General features: G+C 35.7%; 17 protein-coding genes and 2 pseudogenes. 12 read left to right on the top strand and 7 right to left on the bottom strand.

Going from position 1 to position 21,380, the window contains the following annotated elements:
* The first annotated feature begins 68 nt into the window (after nucleotides 1–68).
* Entirely contained in the window at nucleotides 69–494 is a 426-nt protein-coding gene (locus H0173_RS10225; RefSeq protein ID WP_221846333.1) for a hypothetical protein, read from the top strand.
* Between the two features lie 372 nt (nucleotides 495–866).
* Here the strand turns inward: H0173_RS10225 and H0173_RS10230 are convergent, their stop codons facing one another.
* Entirely contained in the window at nucleotides 867–3,431 is a 2,565-nt protein-coding gene (locus H0173_RS10230) for an Ig-like domain-containing protein (RefSeq protein WP_221846339.1), read from the bottom strand.
* Nucleotides 3,432–3,702: 271 nt separating this feature from the next.
* Here H0173_RS10230 and H0173_RS10235 point away from each other — a divergent pair, with 271 nt between their 5' ends.
* The 10 genes and pseudogenes from H0173_RS10235 to H0173_RS22260 all read left to right on the top strand — a co-directional run bounded on the left by H0173_RS10235 (nucleotide 3,703) and on the right by H0173_RS22260 (nucleotide 16,770).
* Nucleotides 3,703–5,733: a YncE family protein gene (locus tag H0173_RS10235; RefSeq protein WP_221846340.1), complete on the top strand. Its 2,031-nt coding sequence runs from the start codon at nucleotides 3,703–3,705 to the stop codon at nucleotides 5,731–5,733.
* Between the two features lie 240 nt (nucleotides 5,734–5,973).
* Nucleotides 5,974–8,601 carry a hypothetical protein gene (locus H0173_RS10240; protein WP_221846342.1) on the top strand — a complete coding sequence of 876 codons (2,628 nt, stop codon included), beginning with the start codon at nucleotides 5,974–5,976 and terminating at the stop codon, nucleotides 8,599–8,601.
* Nucleotides 8,602–9,154: 553 nt separating this feature from the next.
* Complete coding sequence (locus H0173_RS10245; RefSeq protein WP_221846344.1) at nucleotides 9,155–12,472, top strand: S8 family serine peptidase; 3,318 nt, start codon at nucleotides 9,155–9,157, stop codon at nucleotides 12,470–12,472.
* 66 nt (nucleotides 12,473–12,538) lie between these two features.
* Nucleotides 12,539–12,664: pseudogene (locus H0173_RS22890) on the top strand (DUF7686 domain-containing protein); the annotation flags it as partial.
* Nucleotides 12,665–12,828: 164 nt separating this feature from the next.
* Nucleotides 12,829–12,891: a hypothetical protein gene (locus H0173_RS22895; RefSeq protein ID WP_483862194.1), complete on the top strand. Its 63-nt coding sequence runs from the start codon at nucleotides 12,829–12,831 to the stop codon at nucleotides 12,889–12,891.
* Between the two features lie 211 nt (nucleotides 12,892–13,102).
* The gene (locus tag H0173_RS10255; protein ID WP_221846348.1) at nucleotides 13,103–14,323 is read left to right on the top strand and encodes a hypothetical protein; all 1,221 of its coding nucleotides are present in this window, start codon (nucleotides 13,103–13,105) and stop codon (nucleotides 14,321–14,323) included.
* Between the two features lie 32 nt (nucleotides 14,324–14,355).
* Nucleotides 14,356–14,886: a hypothetical protein gene (locus H0173_RS10260; protein WP_221846350.1), complete on the top strand. Its 531-nt coding sequence runs from the start codon at nucleotides 14,356–14,358 to the stop codon at nucleotides 14,884–14,886.
* Nucleotides 14,879–15,973, top strand: coding sequence for a hypothetical protein (locus H0173_RS10265; protein WP_221846352.1), 1,095 nt, complete (start codon nucleotides 14,879–14,881; stop codon nucleotides 15,971–15,973). The genes H0173_RS10260 and H0173_RS10265 overlap by 8 nt, the downstream gene beginning before the upstream one ends.
* Nucleotides 15,974–16,131: 158 nt before the next feature.
* Nucleotides 16,132–16,356, top strand: a pseudogene (locus H0173_RS22255) (ATP-binding protein); the annotation flags it as partial.
* 33 nt (nucleotides 16,357–16,389) lie between these two features.
* Complete coding sequence (locus H0173_RS22260) at nucleotides 16,390–16,770, top strand: magnesium chelatase subunit ChlI family protein (protein ID WP_260631135.1); 381 nt, start codon at nucleotides 16,390–16,392, stop codon at nucleotides 16,768–16,770.
* A gap of 37 nt (nucleotides 16,771–16,807) precedes the next feature.
* Here H0173_RS22260 and H0173_RS10275 read toward each other — a convergent pair whose 3' ends face one another.
* The 5 genes from H0173_RS10275 to H0173_RS22270 all read right to left on the bottom strand — a co-directional run bounded on the left by H0173_RS10275 (nucleotide 16,808) and on the right by H0173_RS22270 (nucleotide 19,769).
* A complete protein-coding gene (locus H0173_RS10275) occupies nucleotides 16,808–17,347 on the bottom strand; it encodes a competence protein ComK (protein WP_221846356.1) in 540 nt (179 codons plus the stop codon).
* Between the two features lie 163 nt (nucleotides 17,348–17,510).
* Entirely contained in the window at nucleotides 17,511–17,747 is a 237-nt protein-coding gene (locus H0173_RS10280; RefSeq protein WP_221846358.1) for a helix-turn-helix domain-containing protein, read from the bottom strand.
* A 475-nt stretch (nucleotides 17,748–18,222) separates the two neighbouring features.
* Nucleotides 18,223–18,525 carry a sigma-70 RNA polymerase sigma factor region 4 domain-containing protein gene (locus tag H0173_RS22540; RefSeq protein ID WP_313770626.1) on the bottom strand — a complete coding sequence of 101 codons (303 nt, stop codon included), beginning with the start codon at nucleotides 18,523–18,525 and terminating at the stop codon, nucleotides 18,223–18,225.
* A 404-nt stretch (nucleotides 18,526–18,929) separates the two neighbouring features.
* A complete protein-coding gene (locus H0173_RS22265; RefSeq protein ID WP_260631132.1) occupies nucleotides 18,930–19,379 on the bottom strand; it encodes a hypothetical protein in 450 nt (149 codons plus the stop codon).
* A 153-nt stretch (nucleotides 19,380–19,532) separates the two neighbouring features.
* Complete coding sequence (locus H0173_RS22270; protein WP_260631133.1) at nucleotides 19,533–19,769, bottom strand: hypothetical protein; 237 nt, start codon at nucleotides 19,767–19,769, stop codon at nucleotides 19,533–19,535.
* A gap of 276 nt (nucleotides 19,770–20,045) precedes the next feature.
* Here H0173_RS22270 and H0173_RS10295 point away from each other — a divergent pair, with 276 nt between their 5' ends.
* On the top strand, nucleotides 20,046–20,900 hold the full coding sequence (locus H0173_RS10295) for a GIY-YIG nuclease family protein (RefSeq protein ID WP_221846361.1): 855 nt from the start codon (nucleotides 20,046–20,048) through the stop codon (nucleotides 20,898–20,900).
* Nucleotides 20,901–20,987: 87 nt separating this feature from the next.
* Here H0173_RS10295 and H0173_RS10300 read toward each other — a convergent pair whose 3' ends face one another.
* A complete protein-coding gene (locus H0173_RS10300) occupies nucleotides 20,988–21,335 on the bottom strand; it encodes a hypothetical protein (RefSeq protein WP_221846363.1) in 348 nt (115 codons plus the stop codon).
* Nucleotides 21,336–21,380 lie beyond the last annotated feature (45 nt).

The following is a 21,380-nucleotide window of genomic DNA, read 5'->3' on the forward strand; positions in this document are numbered from 1 at the left end:
AGATGAGTCTGCAAGACAAGACAAAATCCTTTCTGCCGAAGGTGATACAGAGTAAATGAAGCAGGTAGATGGAAGAAAAGACTGCAATCTTACCTGTGGGATTTAGGGAAGGTGCCTGTCACCACCTGAAAGAAAAAGATAAAATATCGATCAGCAATGGAATACTGAAAGCTTCACAAACAGCAGAAAAAGGAATTTACACATTAATTGCTAAATATCAAGATAAAGAAGTACGTACAGATATTGATGTTAAGATAGTTTTAACAAAAATCACTTGGAACTCCCAACGGGTCACACTAAAACCTGGTGATACACAGCAGTTAGAAATTACAGCACATTATTTAGATAATAGTACCGAAGTTGTTACTCGACAAGCAACTTACACGAGTAGTAACGTAAAAAGAGCAACAGTAAGTGCAGAAGAATCATTACGATCCCAATTGAAGCAACAAACGGTACAGTTAACATTACAGCCAAATATGGAAATCACATAGTCCTCATTTATTTAACAGTCGCACCTTAAATGGGTAAATAAATGTAAGTTAATAAAAAGGAACTAGGCATAGTGAAGGATTTATCGTGAGACTATGAGAATATTATTAAGTTTAATTTAATAAAACAAAGTCGACCAAATCAAACGACCTTAGCTCTATATTCTATAGCGCTGGGGTGACATGATGGGAAAGGTTTGCATTTTTAGGTGATATAAGTCTGTTTGATGGAAACTCCATATTACTCTATTTTCTTAATTAATTTAATTGTTTTTTAATCAATAATTAATAAAAGGGGAGTAATCACCAAAGTGATTACTCCCCTTTACAATTAATGCTATGCTCTAACAAGTTTAATTGATACCTTGAATTTTATTAGTTAATGGTCTTAGAAATACCCGCTTTAATTGTATTTCCTGCATCATCTTTAATCGTTGCATTAGTTTTTGTATTAATTAATATACTGCCAGATGTAAATAATTCACTGTTACTTAGAGGTGAAATTATAATTTCTCTTTTGTTGCTAGAGTTGCTTTCTACCTTATAGTCGCTTGCTGATACTGGATCGTTATCACTCGTAATATCAAAACTAGTTTTTCCGCTGTCCAAAAGCTGAATATTTTCCGAAAATGTAAGCCTGATATTACTACCTACAAGTACAGCAGACACAAGTTCAGGTTGTTTATTTTCTTTAATAGTAATACCGAGTGAGGTACTAGCCATTATATTACCAGAAGGATCCTTTACACCAGTAACTGTAATTGTTTGTATGCCAGATTTTTCAATATGACCCTCAGGCAAGGTAATTATGACAAGTTTTTTGTCAATGCTGAAATCAAACTGGGTATCTGAAGGTAAAGAAATCTTATTTAATTGGTAATTTGAATATAAAGTCGCTGTCTCCTCGGTCACTGGCTCACTAAATGAGACTTTGAATTGGCCATTTACCGATGATGCAAGGATTGTAGCCTTTGGTTTCTCCATATCCTCTCTTTTTGTTATCGAAGTTGTAAACCACTCATTCCCATTTTGAGAGCTGGAATTATCCTTAACTGTTCCCTCATTAATGTTAAAAGTATAATCTCCATCAGGCAGATTTTTTGCATCGATAATCATTTTGGTGTCACTGTTCGCTTTTGGTTTAGGTGTAAATGTCTTTCCATCAGGACCATAGGCGGTAATGTCTGCTACTAAAGGTGTACCTGTTTTTAGCGTTTTGTCGAAAAATATATGAAACTCATTTGCCTTATTATCATAGCTAGCACGAATAAACTTAAGAGGCGCTACATCCTTTGTTATGTTAATTGTATAATCAGTTGACCGTCCAACATTATTAGCTAAGTCCTTATAATCCTTCACTTGTACATTCAATCGAACAGAGCTCTCGTTTGTCCCATAAACTGAAGCAGGTAGCTCGATTTCAAACTTTGTTTTATTCCCTGAAATGTCTTTAACAGATGTAGGGCGAATGGCTGTGTTGCCTTTTGTAATGACAAGGTGGCTAGCAGTAAGGTCAATAAGAGTTTCGTTAAACTCAATAGTGAACGTTCTCTCACCTTTCGTTTGTACACTTCTAACTACTGGGAGCGAAGTATCCGCCAAAGAGTTATAGTAAAATGTGCCACTATACTTATTCATCGTATTTGGTGAGTTTACAAGTAAATCTTTAGCACCGGTAACAACGATAGAATAGTTCTTTCCTTTTTGTAACCCTATGCGATCAAGTTCAGCTTTTGGAATAACAGCCGTATCAGTATCATTATAAAGTGTATTAATACTAGCTTCTTTTCCATTAAGAGTAACACTTACCGGTGAGTTTGAATCAATCATCTCTGAGAATTTGATCTCAAGATTTCCTTTCGAATCAGTTGTTACGAAGCTAACAGTCGGCTTTGTAGATTTAGTAAAAGTAAAGGAAGAAGTAGAATCAGACTGGCCTAATGTTTCATAATTAGCGGTTTGAATATTTTTCTTCACTGTAACCGAATAGGTTGTATTGGTATAAAGTGAATCGTATAGCTCGATAATTGCTGATTTTTTGTCATCAGAGAGCGTAACGCTTCTAATAGAACGACTGGAAACTGTATAATTTTTCGTGTTCTCAGCACTGTTTGTTCCGGAGCCGGCAAGCATTGCTTTATTAAATTCAACTTTAATTCGTCTTGGCTCAGCGGCACTAACCTTTTGTACCTTTAGGGTGGTAGTTGTTTCTAGTGAGCTTAAACGATTGTTCAGGACATTTTTTATCACCGTATTGTCAACATAATTCATATATTTCTTTGCTTCTGCGATATGTTTTTCCGCTTGGGTAGAATTATTAGCCGCTAATGCCTTTGTAGCTAAATCGATTTCAATTTTCACGGTAACGGCATATTTTGCATTGTCGCGTACCTTTTCAGCAGCTTGCTTATATTGAGAGCGAATGAGATCACGTGTAGATTGACCATATACACGGTCTAGAAGTATCGCCTGCTTTCGGATTTCTGTTGAAAGCTCGTGGAAGGCTGTCTCTGTTTGATCATTAATCGTATTGATATCAAGCTGATAGGCTAATGTCTGTTGCTTTTCTTTGATCTTTTCTCCCGCTGTAATAGCATCAATGTAGCGCATCGTGCGGTCAATATGTAGCTTTACATCTTGATCGAGTTCAGCCAGGTATTTGTTCTTTTGGGCTGCTGGTAATGTATTAACAGCTTTAACTGCTTGATCATAAGCTGTTTTAGCATTGTTATACGCTTCCCATGGTCGAGTTTTCCCATCTGCTGTTCCTTCAATTGATATAGTCCACTTCAAGACAGTCCCTGCTGATTTGGCAGCTTGAACAAGCTTGTCCGCTTGGCTTACTGTTGCGGCATTAGCATTAGTAGCAGTTGTGGAAACAAAAGCTGAAGCTGCTATGGCAGAAGCGCTAATTATTTTCATTGTCTTTTTGTTCTTCATTAATAAACCCCCTTGGTATGAAATAAGTGGAATATGTGGAAACATAATGAATTTACTATATTTCTATTGTAAAAGATTTCATACTATAGTTAAATAGACAAAATAACTTTATGAAAAGTTTCATCATTATAAATAAATTTATAAAATATCCTATCGGTCCTAAGGGAAAAATGCCACTCTAGGACTTTTTTCGTTCTATTAATTATCATTTAGGAAAAACCTGCCTACTAGACTAATATTTGCTATAATGTTCTGGAAGGGAGAAGATTGGATGAGAAGAAAGATATTAACACTCTTGGTGATATTGCCTCTTTTCTTGTCATTTGGACAAACAAAGGGATTTGCAGAGAATCAAGGCGAAGATGAAATTGAATTGGATAACAAAGATGAAGAAATCATTGAACATGAGAAGAGCTATGCTAATCTACTTGGACCACAGGTATTTCAGACTTCAGCTCTAACTTCAGCTGCTGGTACAGATGAAGAAGGGAATCCTTATATGTACTTTGTCATGCACGGTACCCCATCTGCTTTAGCTGTGGTAGATTTAAATAGTAATGAATTGAAGCATACATATACCTTGTCTCATTCAACAAGTGCTTGGGGATTAGATGTAGATGAAGATGGAACAGTTTGGGTTGGCGGTACAACAGAGGGGAATGTATATAGCTATAACCCGAACACGGAAGAGTTTCATGATCACGGCAATAAATTGACACTGCCAAAGGATACTGCAATTCAGGACCTAGATGCAGTAAATGGAATCATTTTTGGTTCGACTGCTTATGGCGGATCTGTTTTTAAGTATGATTCACATCAGGATGAGTTAGTGAATTTCGGGCAGGTATTATATAAGAAGGAATTCGCTAAATCTGTTGCTTATGACCAAGAGAGTGATACCTTATACATAGGTGTTGGATCAAAGGCGGATCTTGTAAAGTTTGATTTAAAGACAAAGAAGAAGACTGCATTTCTTCCAGAAGAGTATAAGAATGATAAATATGTTCGCGATATTCGTATAATAGGAAATGAAGTATATGCCCGAATGGATCCATCAAACCGCTTGGTGGTTTTTGATAAGGAGACTTTAAAAAAGGTAGATGAAATTGAACTGAATTCTAGAACCATTTCACTATTGTCCCCAAATGAGGATGCCATTTATTATTCGAAGCATAATCGTTTATATAAGTACGACCTAAATACAAATGAACATATTGATTTAGAAGTTCCTTTATTAACAGGAACCGAATTACTAACACTAGATTTCGTGGAATTAGACGATGAGAATTACCCTGGCTATACACTTGTAGGTTTACTTGATAATGCTGGAAATGTATTAAAATATAATTTAGAAACAAGTTATTACGAGATTACTAAGCTTGAGCTGCCGCCTCAGCCAGTCACACTTTATACCATGATCCATGATGAAAAAAGAGAGAATATTTTTATTAATGGCTATATGTCAGGTGGTTTAGCTATCTATAACACGAAGACAAAACAATCGGTTCTACATCAGAATATTAGCCAGATTGAATCGATGACGATTATGGGGGATAAGCTATATATTGGAGCTTACCCGAAATCTCGTGTGCTGGAACTAGATCTAACTAAGCCTTGGGATGTTACAAATCCAAGAGAAATTATGCGTCTTGGCGACTATGGTCAGGAGCGTTCTACAGCAATTACGGCTGTTCCAAAGCTGAATATGGTATTTGTCGGTACCTATCCAGAAACAAGCATGGGTGGCGGGGCATTGGCCATTTACGATCTAGAGAAGAATAAACAAGAAGTCTATGAAAACTATATATATAATCAAAGCCTTGTTTCATTCTTATACTATGGTGATTATATTTATGGAGGCACCTCAATTCACGCAAACTATCAAGTAAATGAGCGTGGGGCGAGATTTTTCCGCTTCAGACCTGATTACCCAGAGGAGAAGGAGTATATTCACCTCCCATTAAGTGCCAGCATGATTACAAGTATTATTGCTGACAAAGAGGGAACAATATGGGCAATGGCTGACGGAACATTAGTATCCTATAATCCTGACACTAAGGAAATTCGAACAAAGCCAATTTTCGATCTCATTTCAGGACGTTTCCGAAATGCCAAAATAATAGAAGGTATTGATGGAAACATATATGGAACAGTAGAAGGCAGACTGTTTAAAGTTGACCGAAAGACAATGGAAATAGAAATTTTAATGCAAGAGGGAGCTTATGAGCTTGCTCAGGATTCAGAAGGAAATCTCTATTTCCGAAATCAAGCAGACCTATGGAAATATGAAATAGAGCAATAATAGTAAAATCAACCTATTTTGGTAGGTTGATTTTTTTATACCCAAATTTATGGGAAAATCGTAATTTTTTCTACTATTTTTATCCTAAATAACCAAAATCAACGACTGCTGGCATATTTTTTGCATTTATCTAGAGAGGTAATTAATTTAATATATTCCTTGTAGGGAGAGTTTCACCAGCCTTACATAAAGTTGGTATATTAATATAATAATATAAATATTGATCTAGGGGGATTTACCTTGAATAAGAAAAAGGCAATTAAAGTACTTAGTGCAACAGCAATCGCAGCATCTGCATTCGTAGCAACAGCTCCGGCTGGAACTCAAGCGGCGTCTACTGATGTTCAGACTCTAGTAAAAAAAGCGAAAGATGCTGGCACAGTTTTAAAATGGGCTATCTCTACTGAAGGTTCAGCAGATGGAAAAACTCGTCCATATGCACAATACAATGCAGCGAAAGCAGCTCGTGATGCAGCAGTTGCAGCTATCAATAAATTACCTGCAGCCCAAAAAACTGCTTACTTAGCTGATATTGAGCAAAACGTAACCCTACACATCAACCGCACAATGGCTTACATTGATGCAATTACAGCTGGTGAAAAGATTACTGAAAAGAAAGCAGCTCTTGCAGCACAAATCGATAAAAACCTAATCGATGACAATACTGAAGCAGCTTACCATGCACTTTCTACGGAAATCCGTAAGCAAGCAATCCTTTTAGACCGCGTTTATGGACAAACTACACGTGATGCTGTCCGCGATCAATACAAGAAATCTGCTGAAACAGTACGTGACAGCGTAAAATACGAAGTATCTGTAAAAATCGAATTAGACTTAGCGAAAAAAGCTCTTGCTGCTAACAACATAGCAGACGTTGAAAAGCACCTTTCAGAAGCTGCTAAGTTCATGAAAGACGTTAAGAATGACGTAATGAAAGCATCTTTAGTAAAAACTTTAGATGAATTAGAAGGACAATTAGTACCTGCTGTGAAATCAGTAAGTGCGATTAGTGCAACTCAATTAGTTGTTACTTTTAATACAGCAATTGACAAAAACTCAGTTTTCAATACTGACGGTACAATCAAAGCAACTTTCACATTAAATGAGCTTGATGGACAAGCAGCTGTTACTGTAACGGATGCATCATTAAGTGCAGATGGCAAAACTTTAACTCTTACGACATCAGCGCCAGTAGTTAATCGTTATGATGTTGTAATTGATGGCTTAAAAGCTCTAAATGGCAAGGACCTTGCTGAATACAAACAAGTAACTAAATTTGCTGCTGACACTACAGCTCCTACAGTTTTAGGAACTGAACAAATCTCTGCAAATCAAGTGAAAATCAAATTCTCTGAGCCAGTTAAAGCATTTAGTAATGCAACTCTAACTTATGCTGATGGTACATCAGTAGCAAATGCATCTGTAACTGTTACAGAAGGTGCTACTGAAGTTGTTGTAGATTTATCAGATGCAGCTGTTCTTGTTAATAAGCCAATTACAGTTACTTTTATTGGTCTTCAAGATCAAGCTGGAAATCTAGTATCACCAAACCCAGCTACAGTTCAAATTACTAAACAACAAGTTGATGGAGTTAAACCATCTGTATCATCTGTTTTACAAACTGGTGTGAAAACTTTCAACATTAAGTTCTCTAAAGATGTAGTATTACCGGCTACTTCAGGAACTATTAACACAAACAACGTAACAGTATCTAACAACACTGTTGCAAAAATTGAAAAAGTTTCAGGTAGTGAATATAAAGTAACTGTTAACTCAAATCTTTCTGGTGTTCAAAACGTAACTGTAAACGCTGGTTATGCAGATTTAGCAAACCAAGCTGGAGATGCAGTAACGAAAGTAGTAACATTTAGCCAAGATACAGTTGCACCAAAAGCAACTAGTTCAAAGTTAGTGGTTAGTTCTGATAACGCTGAATATTTAGAGTTAACTTATGATAAAGATGTTACAGAAGGTAACCTTGCTATCTCAGGTTCTTATGTGAAAGACTATGTAACAACTTCTGTTGGAAGCACTGATGTTGCTGCAACGTATGCATCTACTACAAGCAAAAAAGTGTTACGTGTTAAATTATCTGATTTTGCAACAGTTGAAGGCGGACATTATAAAGTCGATGCGATTACTGCAACTGCTTCAGGTGTAACTAGCTTATCAGGAGTAGCGTTAGAAAAAGCTTCTGCTTCTTTCACTCGTGGAGTAGATGGTGCAGCAGCTAATACAACTAAACTAGCAGCTCCGACTCTTACAGCTACTAATAATGATACAGTTACTGTTACATTTACAGGTAAAGTTGACGGTGCCTCTGCAACAAATATTGCTAACTATAAAATTGATGGTGCTGTGATTGAATCAGCAACATTAGCAGCTTATGATTCAGTTGCTGAAACTCAAGTAGTTACTTTAAAGCTTAAAGCTAACTCTAACATTTTCACAGGCGTTCGTAACATTACTGTTCAAAACGTTAAAGCACTTGGTTCTTCTGTTGCTATGGATCCATTCTTCAAAAACGACTTATCATTAACTGAAAATGTTCGTCCAACAGTTACCAAAGCTGTATTAACAGAAAACAATAAAATTACATTAACATTCTCAGAAGCAGTTTATGATACTACAAATGTTGCTGATCGTGACTTCAATCTTTATGTTGGTGGTACAAAAGTTGCAACAACTGTAACTACTGCAAACGTTCTTAAATCTGCTGCTCAAAATACTTTAGTACTAACTTTAAGCAGTGCTGTAGCAGCTGAAGATCTTGCTAAAGGATTATCAATTAAAGCTGTAGATGGATTAGATGTTAAAGATGTTAATGATAATGTATTAACATTTACGTCTGCTACTGTAACTCAATAATACCTTTTTAGTTGTAAATAACTAATAGGTTTATAGATAAATACTATATAGGAAGGGGCTTTCCGAATAGTCAGGGTAACTGATTGTTTGGAGCCCCTTCTTGATGTATTAATATTAAAAAATCAAACAAAAAATCTCCTATCCATTAAAATTTACGTGACCAAACCAACGAGGACGATCTTTATGTGTAATCCGAAAATTACTATTGGAGATTACGTAATGTACACTTCTTTCAGAAAAAGACCTCATTAATCACTCTTCTCGATTGTTTATTTAAGAAAATTTCCTCCAAAAAACTATGATCATCAATGAAGCTTACAAACATCCTATAGGTATCTCTCTTTTTCTATTTATAAATAATAACTATGAAAAGAGTAGGAGTAATGACCAATATTTTCATAAACATAGTTAGCTCGAGATAAGAGCACCTCATGATTATCTTAAATATTGGATTAACTCTCAAAAAAATCATTTAATGGTATATTTACCATATGGTAATCTAGAAAAGAAGGGGAATTAGTCTCTTTTATGTTTGAGTGAGGAGTGAAGTAGGTTGTATAAAAGATTTATAACTTTAGTAATTACTATCTTATTAACTTTGTATGGATCATTAATGAATGTTTTGCCAGTATTTGCGGAGAATAATAATTTTAGTACTGAGAAAAATGTCATTTCAGAAGATACATCGAATACGAATGATGCTATTGATAGTTTAAGAGAGAAATTAAATGATAATAAAAAAATTCGTATTATTGTTGGTCTAACAAATGGCAGCCATATGCCTGATGAAATAAAAGACAGTAAAACGATTGAAAGGGTTCAAAAAAATCTAATCAGCAACTTGGAAACGGTATCAAAACTGGCTATAGATGAAGTGAAAACATTTAAAACGATTCCATTTGTTGCTTTAAGTGTTACAGAAGAGGGATTTGAACAATTATTGCAAAATCCAAATGTTGTTAGCATTGAGGAGGATATTCCTACTCCACTCGTGATGGCAGAGAGTAATGGAATAATTGGATCAAATACTGCTTGGGATTTGGGTTTTACTGGTAAAGGTCAAACTGTAGCAGTGTTAGATACGGGTGTAGATAATACCCATTCCTTCTTAAAAGGCAAAGTTATATCTGAAGCTTGTTTTTCAACAACAGATTCAATTCGGGGCTCTGCATCACTTTGCCCAGATGGAAATAAAGAATCTACAGCAATAGGGTCAGGAATGGATTGTGATACATCAATTGATGGTTGTGGACATGGGACTCATGTCGCTGGAACGATAGCTGGGAAAGAAATTACATATTATGGGGAGAAATTATCAGGTGTTGCAAAAGATGCAAATATTATTGCGATTCAAGTATTTTCTAAATTCCCGAAACAAAGTGGAGATGGATATGAGGTTCTATCATATAGTTCTGATCAAATCTCTGCACTTGAGCGTGTCCTTGAACTAAAGAATAAATACAATATTTCATCAGTAAATATGAGTTTAGGAGCGGGATGGAATCCTCGATATTGCGATGAATCAGAAAATGAAAAATATGGGAGAAAAGTAATTATTGATAATCTTAGAAAAGCAGGAATTGCAGTAGTGATTGCTTCCGGAAACAATGGCTATACAGATGGTATTTCTGCACCTTCATGTATTTCTTCGGCGATAAGTGTAGGCGCTACTTCCAAAAGTGATGTTGTTGCATACTTTTCAAATAGTGCAGAAATCCTTGATTTATTAGCACCTGGAATGGATATAACTTCATCTGTACCCGGTAATCAATTCGAATCTTGGAGCGGTACTTCAATGGCAGCTCCGCATGTTGCGGGGGCATGGGCAATATTGAAAGAAATGAAACCTTCCGCTTCAGTTGAGGAAATATTAACTTTTCTGCAACATAATGGGAAGATGATTAATGATTATAGAAATAATATAACTAAACCAAGGATTGATCTTAAAAAGATAGATAAATTTAGCCGGAACATTGTCTCATTAGAAGCAAAACCTTCAAAAGTATTTCTAAGTCAAGGTAAGACGCATCAATTACAAATTTACGAAAATTATTCGGATAACACCTACAAAGATGTGACAACGGAAACTACTTTCAAAAGCAGCAATACGAAAAGAGCTGTAGTAAGCGAAGGGGGACTTATTACCATCCCGGCAGATGCAACGAATGGAACCGTTGAAATTACTTCAACATACGGTGATCAAGAGGTAACAATACTAGTAACGGTAGAGCCGGAAATAACAAAATTAGAGCTGAATCAATCAACAATTGTATTAGTACCTGAAAAAATAGTCTACTTTAAGTTGACTGCTATTTTTTCAGACAGAAGCACCAAGGATATTACAAATTTAGCGTCATACGACATAATTGATGGTGATGGTAATTCTGTCAAAAATCAAATATCGATAAATAATGGAACAGTGAGAGCCTTGCCATCTGCTAGAAAAGGCAGCTACACACTAGTTGCCACTTATCACAATAAAGAATTTAGAGAAAAAGTGGAATTTATTCCTGCTCTAACTAACATCAGGGTGGATTCACAAAAGATCATATTAAACCAAGGTAAGACGCATCAATTACAAATTACAGCTGTGTATTCAGATACTAGCCATGAAGATGTAACCACAAAAGCTACTTATACAAGCAGTAATACAAAAAGAGCGGCAGTTAGTGAACGGGGACTTATTACAATTCCAGCAGATGCAACAAATGGAACGGTAAATATTACTGCAAAATATGGTAACCGCTCAGTCGTTACCGCAATAACGGTAGAGCCAGTAGTAACAAAAGTGGAATTCGATCCATCAACAGTATTATTGGAACTAGGCAAAACGGCACGCGTAAAGTTGACGGCTACATATCAAGATGGAAAGAAAAAGGATATAACAAGCTTGGCATCATACGTCATAGTAGATGGGGATAATCAATCTGTCAAAGATCAAATAACGATCACCCAGGGAACGTTGAAAGCTTTATCGACTGCTCCAAAAGGAAACTATACGCTCATCGCAATGTATCAGGATAAAGAAACTAGAGCAACGATAGAGGCAAAACCAGTACTCACAAAACTGACAGCAGACACACAAAAGGTCATATTAAATCAAGGTAAGACGTACCAATTACAAATGACAGCAGCCTATTCAGATGCCGGCACGGAAGATGTAACCACAAAAGCTACTTATACAAGCAGTAATACGAAAAGAGCGGCAGTTAGTGGACGGGGACTTATTACAATTCCAGCAGATGCAACAAATGGAACGGTAAATATTACTGCAAAATATGGTAACCGCTCAGTCGTTACCGCAATAACGGTAGAGCCAGTAGTAACAAAAGTGGAGTTCGAGCAATCAACTGTATTGTTAGAACTAGGCAAAACAGTTCGCGTAAAGTTGACGGCAACTTATCAAGATGGAAAGAAAAAAGATATAACAGGCTTAGCATCTTATTATCTAACAGATGAGGGAGATCAGCTCGTCAAAGATCAAATAACGATCACCCAGGGAACGTTGAAAGCTTTATCGACTGCTCCAAAAGGAAACTATACGCTCATCGCAATGTATCAGGATAAAGAAACTAGAGCAACGATAGAGGCAAAACCAGTACTCATAAAACTGACAGCAGACACACAAAAGGTCATATTAAATCAAGGTAAGACGTACCAATTACAAATGACAGCAGCCTATTCAGATGCCAGTACGGAAGATGTAACCACAAAAGCTACTTATACAAGCAGTAATACGAAAAGAGTGGAAGTAAGCGAAGAGGGTTTTATTATTATTCCGGACGGAGCAAGTAATGGGACTGCTAGTATCACTACGAAATTTGGTGGGCGTACTGTTGTAATTACTGTAATAGTATCGAAGGACATATAATAAAATGACTCATGATGAGTATGGTGATTATCGCCTCTGTATGTCGGTGTCTGCTATACAAGGCGTATCTATCCTGTGGGGATATACTTGGAGGCTGCGGAAAATATAGAATGGGGCTACAGATTTGCTGTCTATGGTGAATTACATGTCAAGCAGGATGAGTTGCTTAACATGTTAATTAAAAAAGTAAAAAATGGGATTAATGTAAAGCAGGTTGAAACTAATGTTTTTCTAAACGGACAGGAGTACCACTCGATTGTTAATGATAAGTTCATAGGCGTTATAGAATATGATGCAAACTCAGATGGGGTGCCGCTTGTTATTATCGTTCTTGGGAAGAAGTCGGTAAGATGGTTATGTCGTATGAGGGCTTTCAAATCAAGTTAAGAATGTCCGATATTACAGATGATGTGGAGTGAATCTCTATTCCGGCGCCAGTTCCCCACATAATACCAGGCAGTCAAAGTAAGCGAAAATATTATATGGTGAAGAAGTAATAAGAACCCACTGAGTAGGCAGTTGTATGAGTGCTTGGTGGGTTCTTTTTTATTGTAAAGATTTACATAATGATTGTTGTTTTATGCTAAGATTAAATTGATATCTTGTAAAATGGATGATAGGGGAGATAAGATGCAATTTGAGGTTTTTGCCATAATATTTGACCAACGCATGAAAAATGTAAATAAAAATAAGAGGCTGATTGCCATTGAAGAATACTTGGCTGATAATTTTGGGCTACAAGTTGATTTTGAAGGCGATGTTAATAAATGTAAACTTCAAATTATGCAACTAATTCGGGATGAAGAAAACCAAGCAAATTACATACTTGAGGATATTGCAAATATATTAAATGAACGGTACACAATTGGAGAACCTTTTTTTGTTTCATCAATAAGTACTAGCCTAACAGCAAAAGAACTTTATGACTTATTAGAGGATGTTTTTCCAGATGAAATTCGGGAGTATGAGTCAGTAGACTTTCAACGAGAAGAGATAACTTTAGATGAAGTAGCTGATAAAGTGGCTTGTACAATAAGGTATACTGATTATTATATAAGTCCTGTTACACAGGAGAGAGAAAGAGAATTAAGTAATGGGAAATTTACTCTTTCCTTTGACCTGTCTAATAACATTTTCATGTCCTCAAATTGTGGGTATAGTAAGCTTTATAATAAAGCCATTCAGTATATAAGTGAGTCTACAACCGATATTATAATAAAACAGTATTATGTTCAGAATAAAGTCCGGTATATGAAAGATAAAACGATGAGTGATTTTGATCCATTATCATTATTAGTTGTGCAACTTATATATAAGAAATTTACTGAGATTGGGTTGCAACTTCATAGTGTTGATTCACTTTCATTTAATAATGAGAATGCCCCCCGAGTAAAAAATGCAAAGCTCGGCGGTACTGATTTATTTAAAGATCCAGATGTTGTTGAAAGATTATATAACGGCGATAGAATAACAAAGTGCACGGTATCCATATTTAAATTGACCGCAAACGATAAGGCGGTATCAACTAAGCTGACAATTGATTTTAGAGGGGTATTAAAATTTACTTATGATGATTCAGAATTTATCAATGAGTCGTCGCTAAGGAATATTTGCTTGGATATCTTAAAAGGAATAACTGAACTTATAGATAATGAAGACTCAATTCAAAACGGAGATGCTTTATTAAGAGAAAAATTGATAAAAACAGCATTTAGATCTAAATCCGTTTTTGCACAACTTGTGAAAGATATTAAAAAGGATTTAATTGAATTATTAAGTACAGATGAAGACGAAACAGGTAAAATTGAAACATATTTTAAAGATAAATATGGTATAGAAAGCGCTGAATAGCTATAAAATGAAGGTTAAGGGAGGGATTTGTTATGTTTTTGTCTAGTAATGCAATTGTTGTGGAAACATTTGATGTTGCAGTAAAGGAATTAAAGAATTTTTCCTATGGGGAAAACGGCAAATTCCTTTCTATAACTTTTTACGATCAAAATAAATCTACTGGTGAAATTCATTGGTCCAATTCCTTTGAGTTTGGAACAATGAACATTATTAACTTCTATAGGATTGATAATAAATTTATACTGTTCACATCCTCTGTACAAAATCAGGAATATTTAAAAATAGTATTATCGAAATTGGTTAACAGAGATGTAAAAATAAACTTGTTGAAGATTCCGTTACCTGTTCCAACAGATACTTTATTTAATTCTTTCGAAGAAGTTAGATCCTTTGAGGTTGATGAATATTTCGGGCTGAGTTTTATTGTTGTTATTGAAGGAAAAACCATACTCCTGAAAATTTATACAAACGGATTAATTACATATACACTTACTGACAATGAGGAGGTACTAAGAAAAATTTTAGACCTTGCTCTAAAGTTTATTCTGATGATAAATGAATAGGTTTGAAAATATAACTAGCTCTATTTATTTTTTTTTACAAGGTATTTCAATTGACTCGGTTCAATATTTAGGATGGGTTTCGGCAATTGTGGCAGCTTTACTGGCATTAACTACTATTGTATTTAGTCAACAAAATGATAAAGTTGTTCAAACATCCATTGACTTGGCGAGAGAAATAAAACTAAATGCAACTGAAGAAAATATAATTTTTCCAGAGATAACGAAGAAGTTTAATAAGATTATTTCTCTTCTACAAAACCAAAGAGTTTATAAACAAACTTTGGTTTTATTTTCAATTACATCTTTTTTGGGTGGATTTTTATGGATTATAGGCGGAGTTGGATATTTTCTTGATATGAATACATCACCAGATAAAATATTAGTGTTGTCTTCAACTATCCTTTTAGGTATCCCTCTATTTTTCCTACCATTAATTATTATGAATTTTAATAAAGAAGCCCCCATAGAACTAAATAAGTTTAGAAGATTTGGACTCGACTCATTTATTGATTTCTTTAATTTCAACGAAAAAATAGGAACTGAAACTATCTTTAAAGATTTGCTTAGTACCAAATTTTTAATAGGAATCGATAACAACAAGAAACTTTCTATTAAACTTATGAATGAAATATCTATAACAGATTTCGCTGTTGTAATAGTTTTGGGTAAAAGCAACAACGATAAATTAATATTTAGGTTAACATCAAAGGGGAAAAAGGAGTTTTCGGAGAAACACACTTTATTACCGAATGATAGCAATTCATTCGAAGGTTTATTTGAATTTATGTCAACTTCCTTATCTAGGTACAATGAGATCTATATTACTTCTTTATCAGGGGATGTAAAAGCAGTATTTAAGTTAAATAAGGTTAGTACTGAAGAGAATAAAATATTATTCTCCATAAATGCTTTTGAAAGAAATAAATCTTTTATTAAGCCGGTATTAGATAAACTCAGTCATAGATACGATACTCTATCCCTAAAAACACATGAAAAAAATTTTGTATATTTATTATCGAGTAATGAGAAAGCCAACTGGTTTAAAAACAAACTCATAAAAATGTATGTAGAAAAAATAAAAGATTAAAAGACAAACTAATTAAGCTCATCACAAACGTGGTGGGCATTTTTATTTGTGATGGAAACTAATATGCGGATTAAATAAAATATCGGATAAACCCCTATATAAAGCGTTTTTTTATAGGGGTATATTTTGCGTAATTTTATCCATACGTCCTCACGGCGATGCTTCGTCAGCCAATCGAGTCTGGGAAGGTGACCATCATCCGTACCCACTCGATTGTCACATATCCCGCCTCGTTTGTATTGATTGGTGCCATGAACCCCTGTCCTTGTGGATATACAGGATCAAGCTCTCATTACTGCACATGTACCCCAAGACAAATCCAATCCTACCAAAATCGAATATCAAGTCCTATACGTGACCGATTTGATATGACCCTCAGCCTACAATCAGTTAATCTTGAAAGGGACTACGGGCTAATGAATGAAACATCAGAAGTGATAAGGAACCGAGTGATGAAGGCGAGAGAACGCCAATACGAAAGATATGGCAGAGAGATATGCAATGGCAGAGTTCCTTATGAGCAATTAACCAAGACCAATGTCCCATCAGAGAAAGTTATCCAGCTCCTGCGGCAGCTTGTCTTACAAATGAAAATGAGTAACCGTGTTCAGGTTAAATTTTACCGTCTAGCCCGAACGATTTCCGATATTATGGGTGAGGAACAAATAACGGAAGGGGCTTCGTGGGAGGCTATTTCATTAAACAATGGAAATGTTTGTGCTGGGAATAGAAGGAGGCTGCAAAGGGAAGGAGAACTAGCTCTTATTTTCTTTATTTTCTTTCAAGCAAGCCTATAGTAGCAATCAGCTATCCCGTTGCAAAGCAGGTAATCCATTAATTCCTGCGGTTCCTAGTACTCTCATTTTTTTTCACGGGCTTTTTGCTAGGATCAAGCATCAGTGTGAAATGACTTCCGGGTAATCCTGTTGTCATCTTGTTATATTGGTCTGCTGTTTGAAGTTTTGAATTAAATGAAGATAGTTTTGCTGGAAGAATCAGCGTATCACCATTGCTAAGTAAAAAGGCTGTTTTTCGAAAAATGCTGGTAGTTCTTTCGATGTGATCCGGGTTAAACCAGATAGTATCCTGATGATTGAGTGATTTAGTGGGGAACAAGACGATCTGGTATATTGGATTTACCTTAATGGGGCACATATGAATATCACCCAGAAGTTTTTTGGAAGCGGCTATCGCACCGCGTAAATCAAAGCCAAAGGCACTGATACTCAAATCCAGAATTTCTATAGGAGACATGTCAACAAGAAAGGTCCTGGTTGTTTCAATGATTTGGGTACATAGTTTACCATAGCGGTCATAGTGACCCAGCATGTACATAAATTCGGAAGTAATGAAATAGTGTTTCTCCATAGACATATTCAATAACTCCTTTTTGGGAAGTTGATTTCATAAGATTAGGAAGAAGTTAACGCTTTGATGAACATAGGGGAGGTTAGATTCATAGGGGTAACTGTTGAAGGAGTAATGGATTGATTAGAAAAAAGGAGGACGGCTGCACTGCATGGTTGATTAAAGTGAATCAGTCCTCAGTTTCTTCATCTGTATCAATGATTTTAATAATTTCATTGGTATCTGTAATATCGAGGGCTTCAGCAATTTTTTTAATATGCTTAATGCTAATACTCTGCCTCTTCTGATTGGCCAATCCGTTTAATGCAGCTGGCCGAATATCCGCCAGCCTTCCCAATTCCCGAATCGATTTAATATTATGTGATTCTATTAATTTATACAGGGCAATCTCCACTTCTTTTCCCATCGCTCTCTACATCCAATCTTATAGACTTATGTAAAAGCTATCACATGGAAAAATTCAAGGTGGTACGCTTTCGCGTATCATTTTGGAGAGAGATGTGACGGATAGGTGAAGTCAGGCGAAAATTCAAACAAACGTTTGAACATTAGGGTGTCGAAACAAATATTTATGTATATAGCATTAATCAAACGATTGATTAAGAGATTAAGGATAGTGGGAAAATTCAATCAAACGTTTGATCATTAGAGAGTCGAAATAAATAATAGGAAAAAAGTTCAAACAAACGTCTGATCATTAGAGACTCGAAATAAATGATAGGTAAAAAGATTCAAACAAACGTTTGATTATTAGAGAGTCGAAATAAATAATAGGAAAAAAGTTCAAACAAACGTTTGATTATTAGAGACTCGAAATATTTTTTAATAAAGGGCTATTCATTTGGAAGCAAGGCAATGACACCTTGCTCCCTGTGAATAAACTATTCATGTCCGTTAAGTGCCTTTTGGAGTTTCCCTTTAGCACCTGAACGCCAGCTTTTCACGGCAGAAGGAGAAACCTGTTCAATTTCTGCTATTTTCATAACGGATAGGTCCTTTAGGAATGTATAAAGCACCCATTTTGTTTGGTTTTCTGTTAAGTTTCCAGCCTGACAATAGGACAGAAGAATTTCTTCATCCATTGTGCAGTACCTCAACTCATCTTCGATATAATCCCAAAATTCCTCATTAACAGGGGTCACTTTCTCCACATGTCGATTGCTTCTCGACATTTCAGTCAGCATTCTCCCTCTAATATAAGAATAGGCAAAGCCTGTGAAATGCCCCTTTTCTTGATCAAAACGTTAATATGCCTTCCATAATGCAATGAGGCCAACCTGGTAAAATTCATCCTTGTTCTTGTAAATGTTCAAAGACGAAATAATCTTGTGGATCATCAGAGTGTATTGATTAGAAATCTGTTCAAAGCTTTCCATTGGAAATCCTTTCGGAAAGCGCGCTTTACCATGTATTCCCGGGTAGCTTTACCTTACCGAAATATAATTAGACCAGCGAACAGCTCTAAATCCAATTTGAAGCCAAAAACAGGGGTGAAAACTCAAAAATAGGCATCAAAAGAGAACTTTGATGGCGTTTTAAGGAAATTGATGCTGTTTTATGCTAATCGTCAGAAACGATTTGTCCCAATTTAACCGAACACCACATCTCTAAAAAGCTCACCCAGCCCACTGTTTGTTAGCAATTTTTCCGTAGATGTGTCAGCAGGAAAGCCTAATTCTGCCAGCTCATCAAAATAGAGGTTCCTTAATATAATGCCATAGTAGTAAGCGACAGGCTTAATGACCCTCGCATATTTCATTTTTCCTATTAGCTGTTTAAAGGAATGGATGGCAATAGATAATATTTGCTCCTTTTCGGTTTCTCGATTATGGCGATATGCAGCAATGCTCGTCATTCTCCAGAATTCCTCAATGCTCTTCGCTTCAGGGAAGAAGTACTTCACCACTCCAATAAAGGCTTCAGGCACACGGTCACTTGTATAAGTGTGGTCGAGACATGTATCGTTCACGTTACGTATTTTATTGTTGTTATTAATATTAGTTTTATTAAGATTGCTAGTTTTATTAAGGGGGTTCAATTTTTCCCTCATAGGTGGTTCACTGTTAGGGAAACGATTGAACACATATAGATTACTTGACTGAGAACCGTTTTTTTTTTCGGTTACATGGACAGTCAAAATGCCGATTTCCGCTGCCTTCGCAATCATTCTTTTGAAGGTTGAGCGGGAAATTCAGTTTCCGTTCAACACATCATGAATTGCCTTTAACACCCTTCCAATTTTGGCATTGCATTCACCCGGCACCTTCGCAGCAAAGTGAATAAGCCGCTTCAAACCAACAAGCTTACCCTTGGCAAGCTTGTTCTTATGAACCGACATCCACATTTCAATATGAGAATTAAATTCTTCCAAGCTGTTAAATTGTAAAAAGGACTCAAACTGTTTAATATTGCCTGGCTCTATATTCATGCAAATGCACAACCTTTTACTTTTTAAATATAGGTAAAGGATGGGGAGGGACAGGCTGTGGATAAGATTAAACAAACGTTTGATTGTTAGGAGGCGAAGTAATTTTAAATACAAGAGTCCGTTTTTAATAGTTCAAAAGTTCAATCAAACGTTTGTTTAGTAGAGATACCAATTATATTGTCAAAAAGCTAATGATTAAAAATTCGAGCTTAAAAAAGAATCGACCCGATCTAAACTGGTATAATATCCCTAGATAAAATGATAGGAGAGAGGTCTTTGATTACCATTAATAAAGTATTAGAATTTGCAGGTTTAGATATGACCAAGAAAATTAAGATTGCTAGACATCAAGATACTAGGGATATTGATGTGCATGGTTTATTAGCTACTGGACATTTCGATATCTATCAATCCTACCAGGAAAAGAACCAATTCAAGGATTGTGATTATTTAGTTTCCTGTCTCGGAATTAAGAATAATCAAGCTCTTTTTATTGGGGTTTATCAAGTCATCAGCACAATTTCGGTAAATGGGTTTCCTGATGACATTAATGTTCCATTTCGAGGAAAAGCGAAGCTCAATAGTAAATATAAATATAATTTAGTAAAATTACCTGGATTTGAGGAGCTTGAACATAGACTCGTTATTAATTGGCAAAATAGTGCACAAGCTTGGTGTATGAAAATTGACACAAACGAAAAAGAGGTTATTCAATTGCTACCAAAAGGCTTTGTTCGTGATTTTCCCGGCTATTTGGAATTGAGTCTATCTTATATAGAGCTTAAAGCTATCATGAACGACCCAACTGCTAATTTAGTTTGGCATAAGATGCTTTCCTCAGTGGGCGGTGTCTACCTAATTCTTGATACAGAAGAAGGTTTGCAATATGTTGGCTCGGCTTCAGGGAAAGAAGGGATTCTTGGAAGATGGAAGGAATACGCAAAGAATAGGCATGGCGGTAATAAGATGCTCAAGCAGCTACTGGAAAAGGATCCTGATCGGGTACATAAGTTTCGATATTCTATTCTTCAAACATTGCCTGCTTCATTAACAAGAAATGAAATTATTGCGGAGGAACGAAAGTACAAAGAGAAACTAGGATCTAGATCCTATGGGTTGAATTTGAATTAATGGTGAAATAGGGACATATTAACAAAACTATTACCTCGAAGCGGACGCAAAATGTACCGCATTCGAGGCTAATATGAAGGGAAGAGATTATTCATTTACCCAAATATATTTGACCATTACCGTTTCCCCATTATGGTTATAAGTCCGATCAAATTCCCCAGTTTCAATTAAGTTTTTAAAGGCCTTTTTCATATCCTCAGCCCAATTGTTGATATCTTTGTCAGACGAGTTTGGGTAAATAGACGGATACATTGTATTTAACCTTTCCAGATCTTCCTTGTCAAAATGATGATTAAAATCATATTGTGACACCTCTGAAAGGCTTTTTAATTTCAAAGGGGCTGTATCAATTTGTTTTCCTTTTCTAACAAAGGAAATGATATTGTTCTTTCCTGATGTGATTTTATCTACTTGGATCATGATTTCACGGGTCATTATCTATTCTCCTCTTCCTATAAAAGAAATTCTCTCCTTATAAAT

Source organism: Bacillus sp. S/N-304-OC-R1 (assembly GCF_019749375.1).
Classification (GTDB): Bacteria; Bacillota; Bacilli; order Bacillales; family Cytobacillaceae; genus Cytobacillus.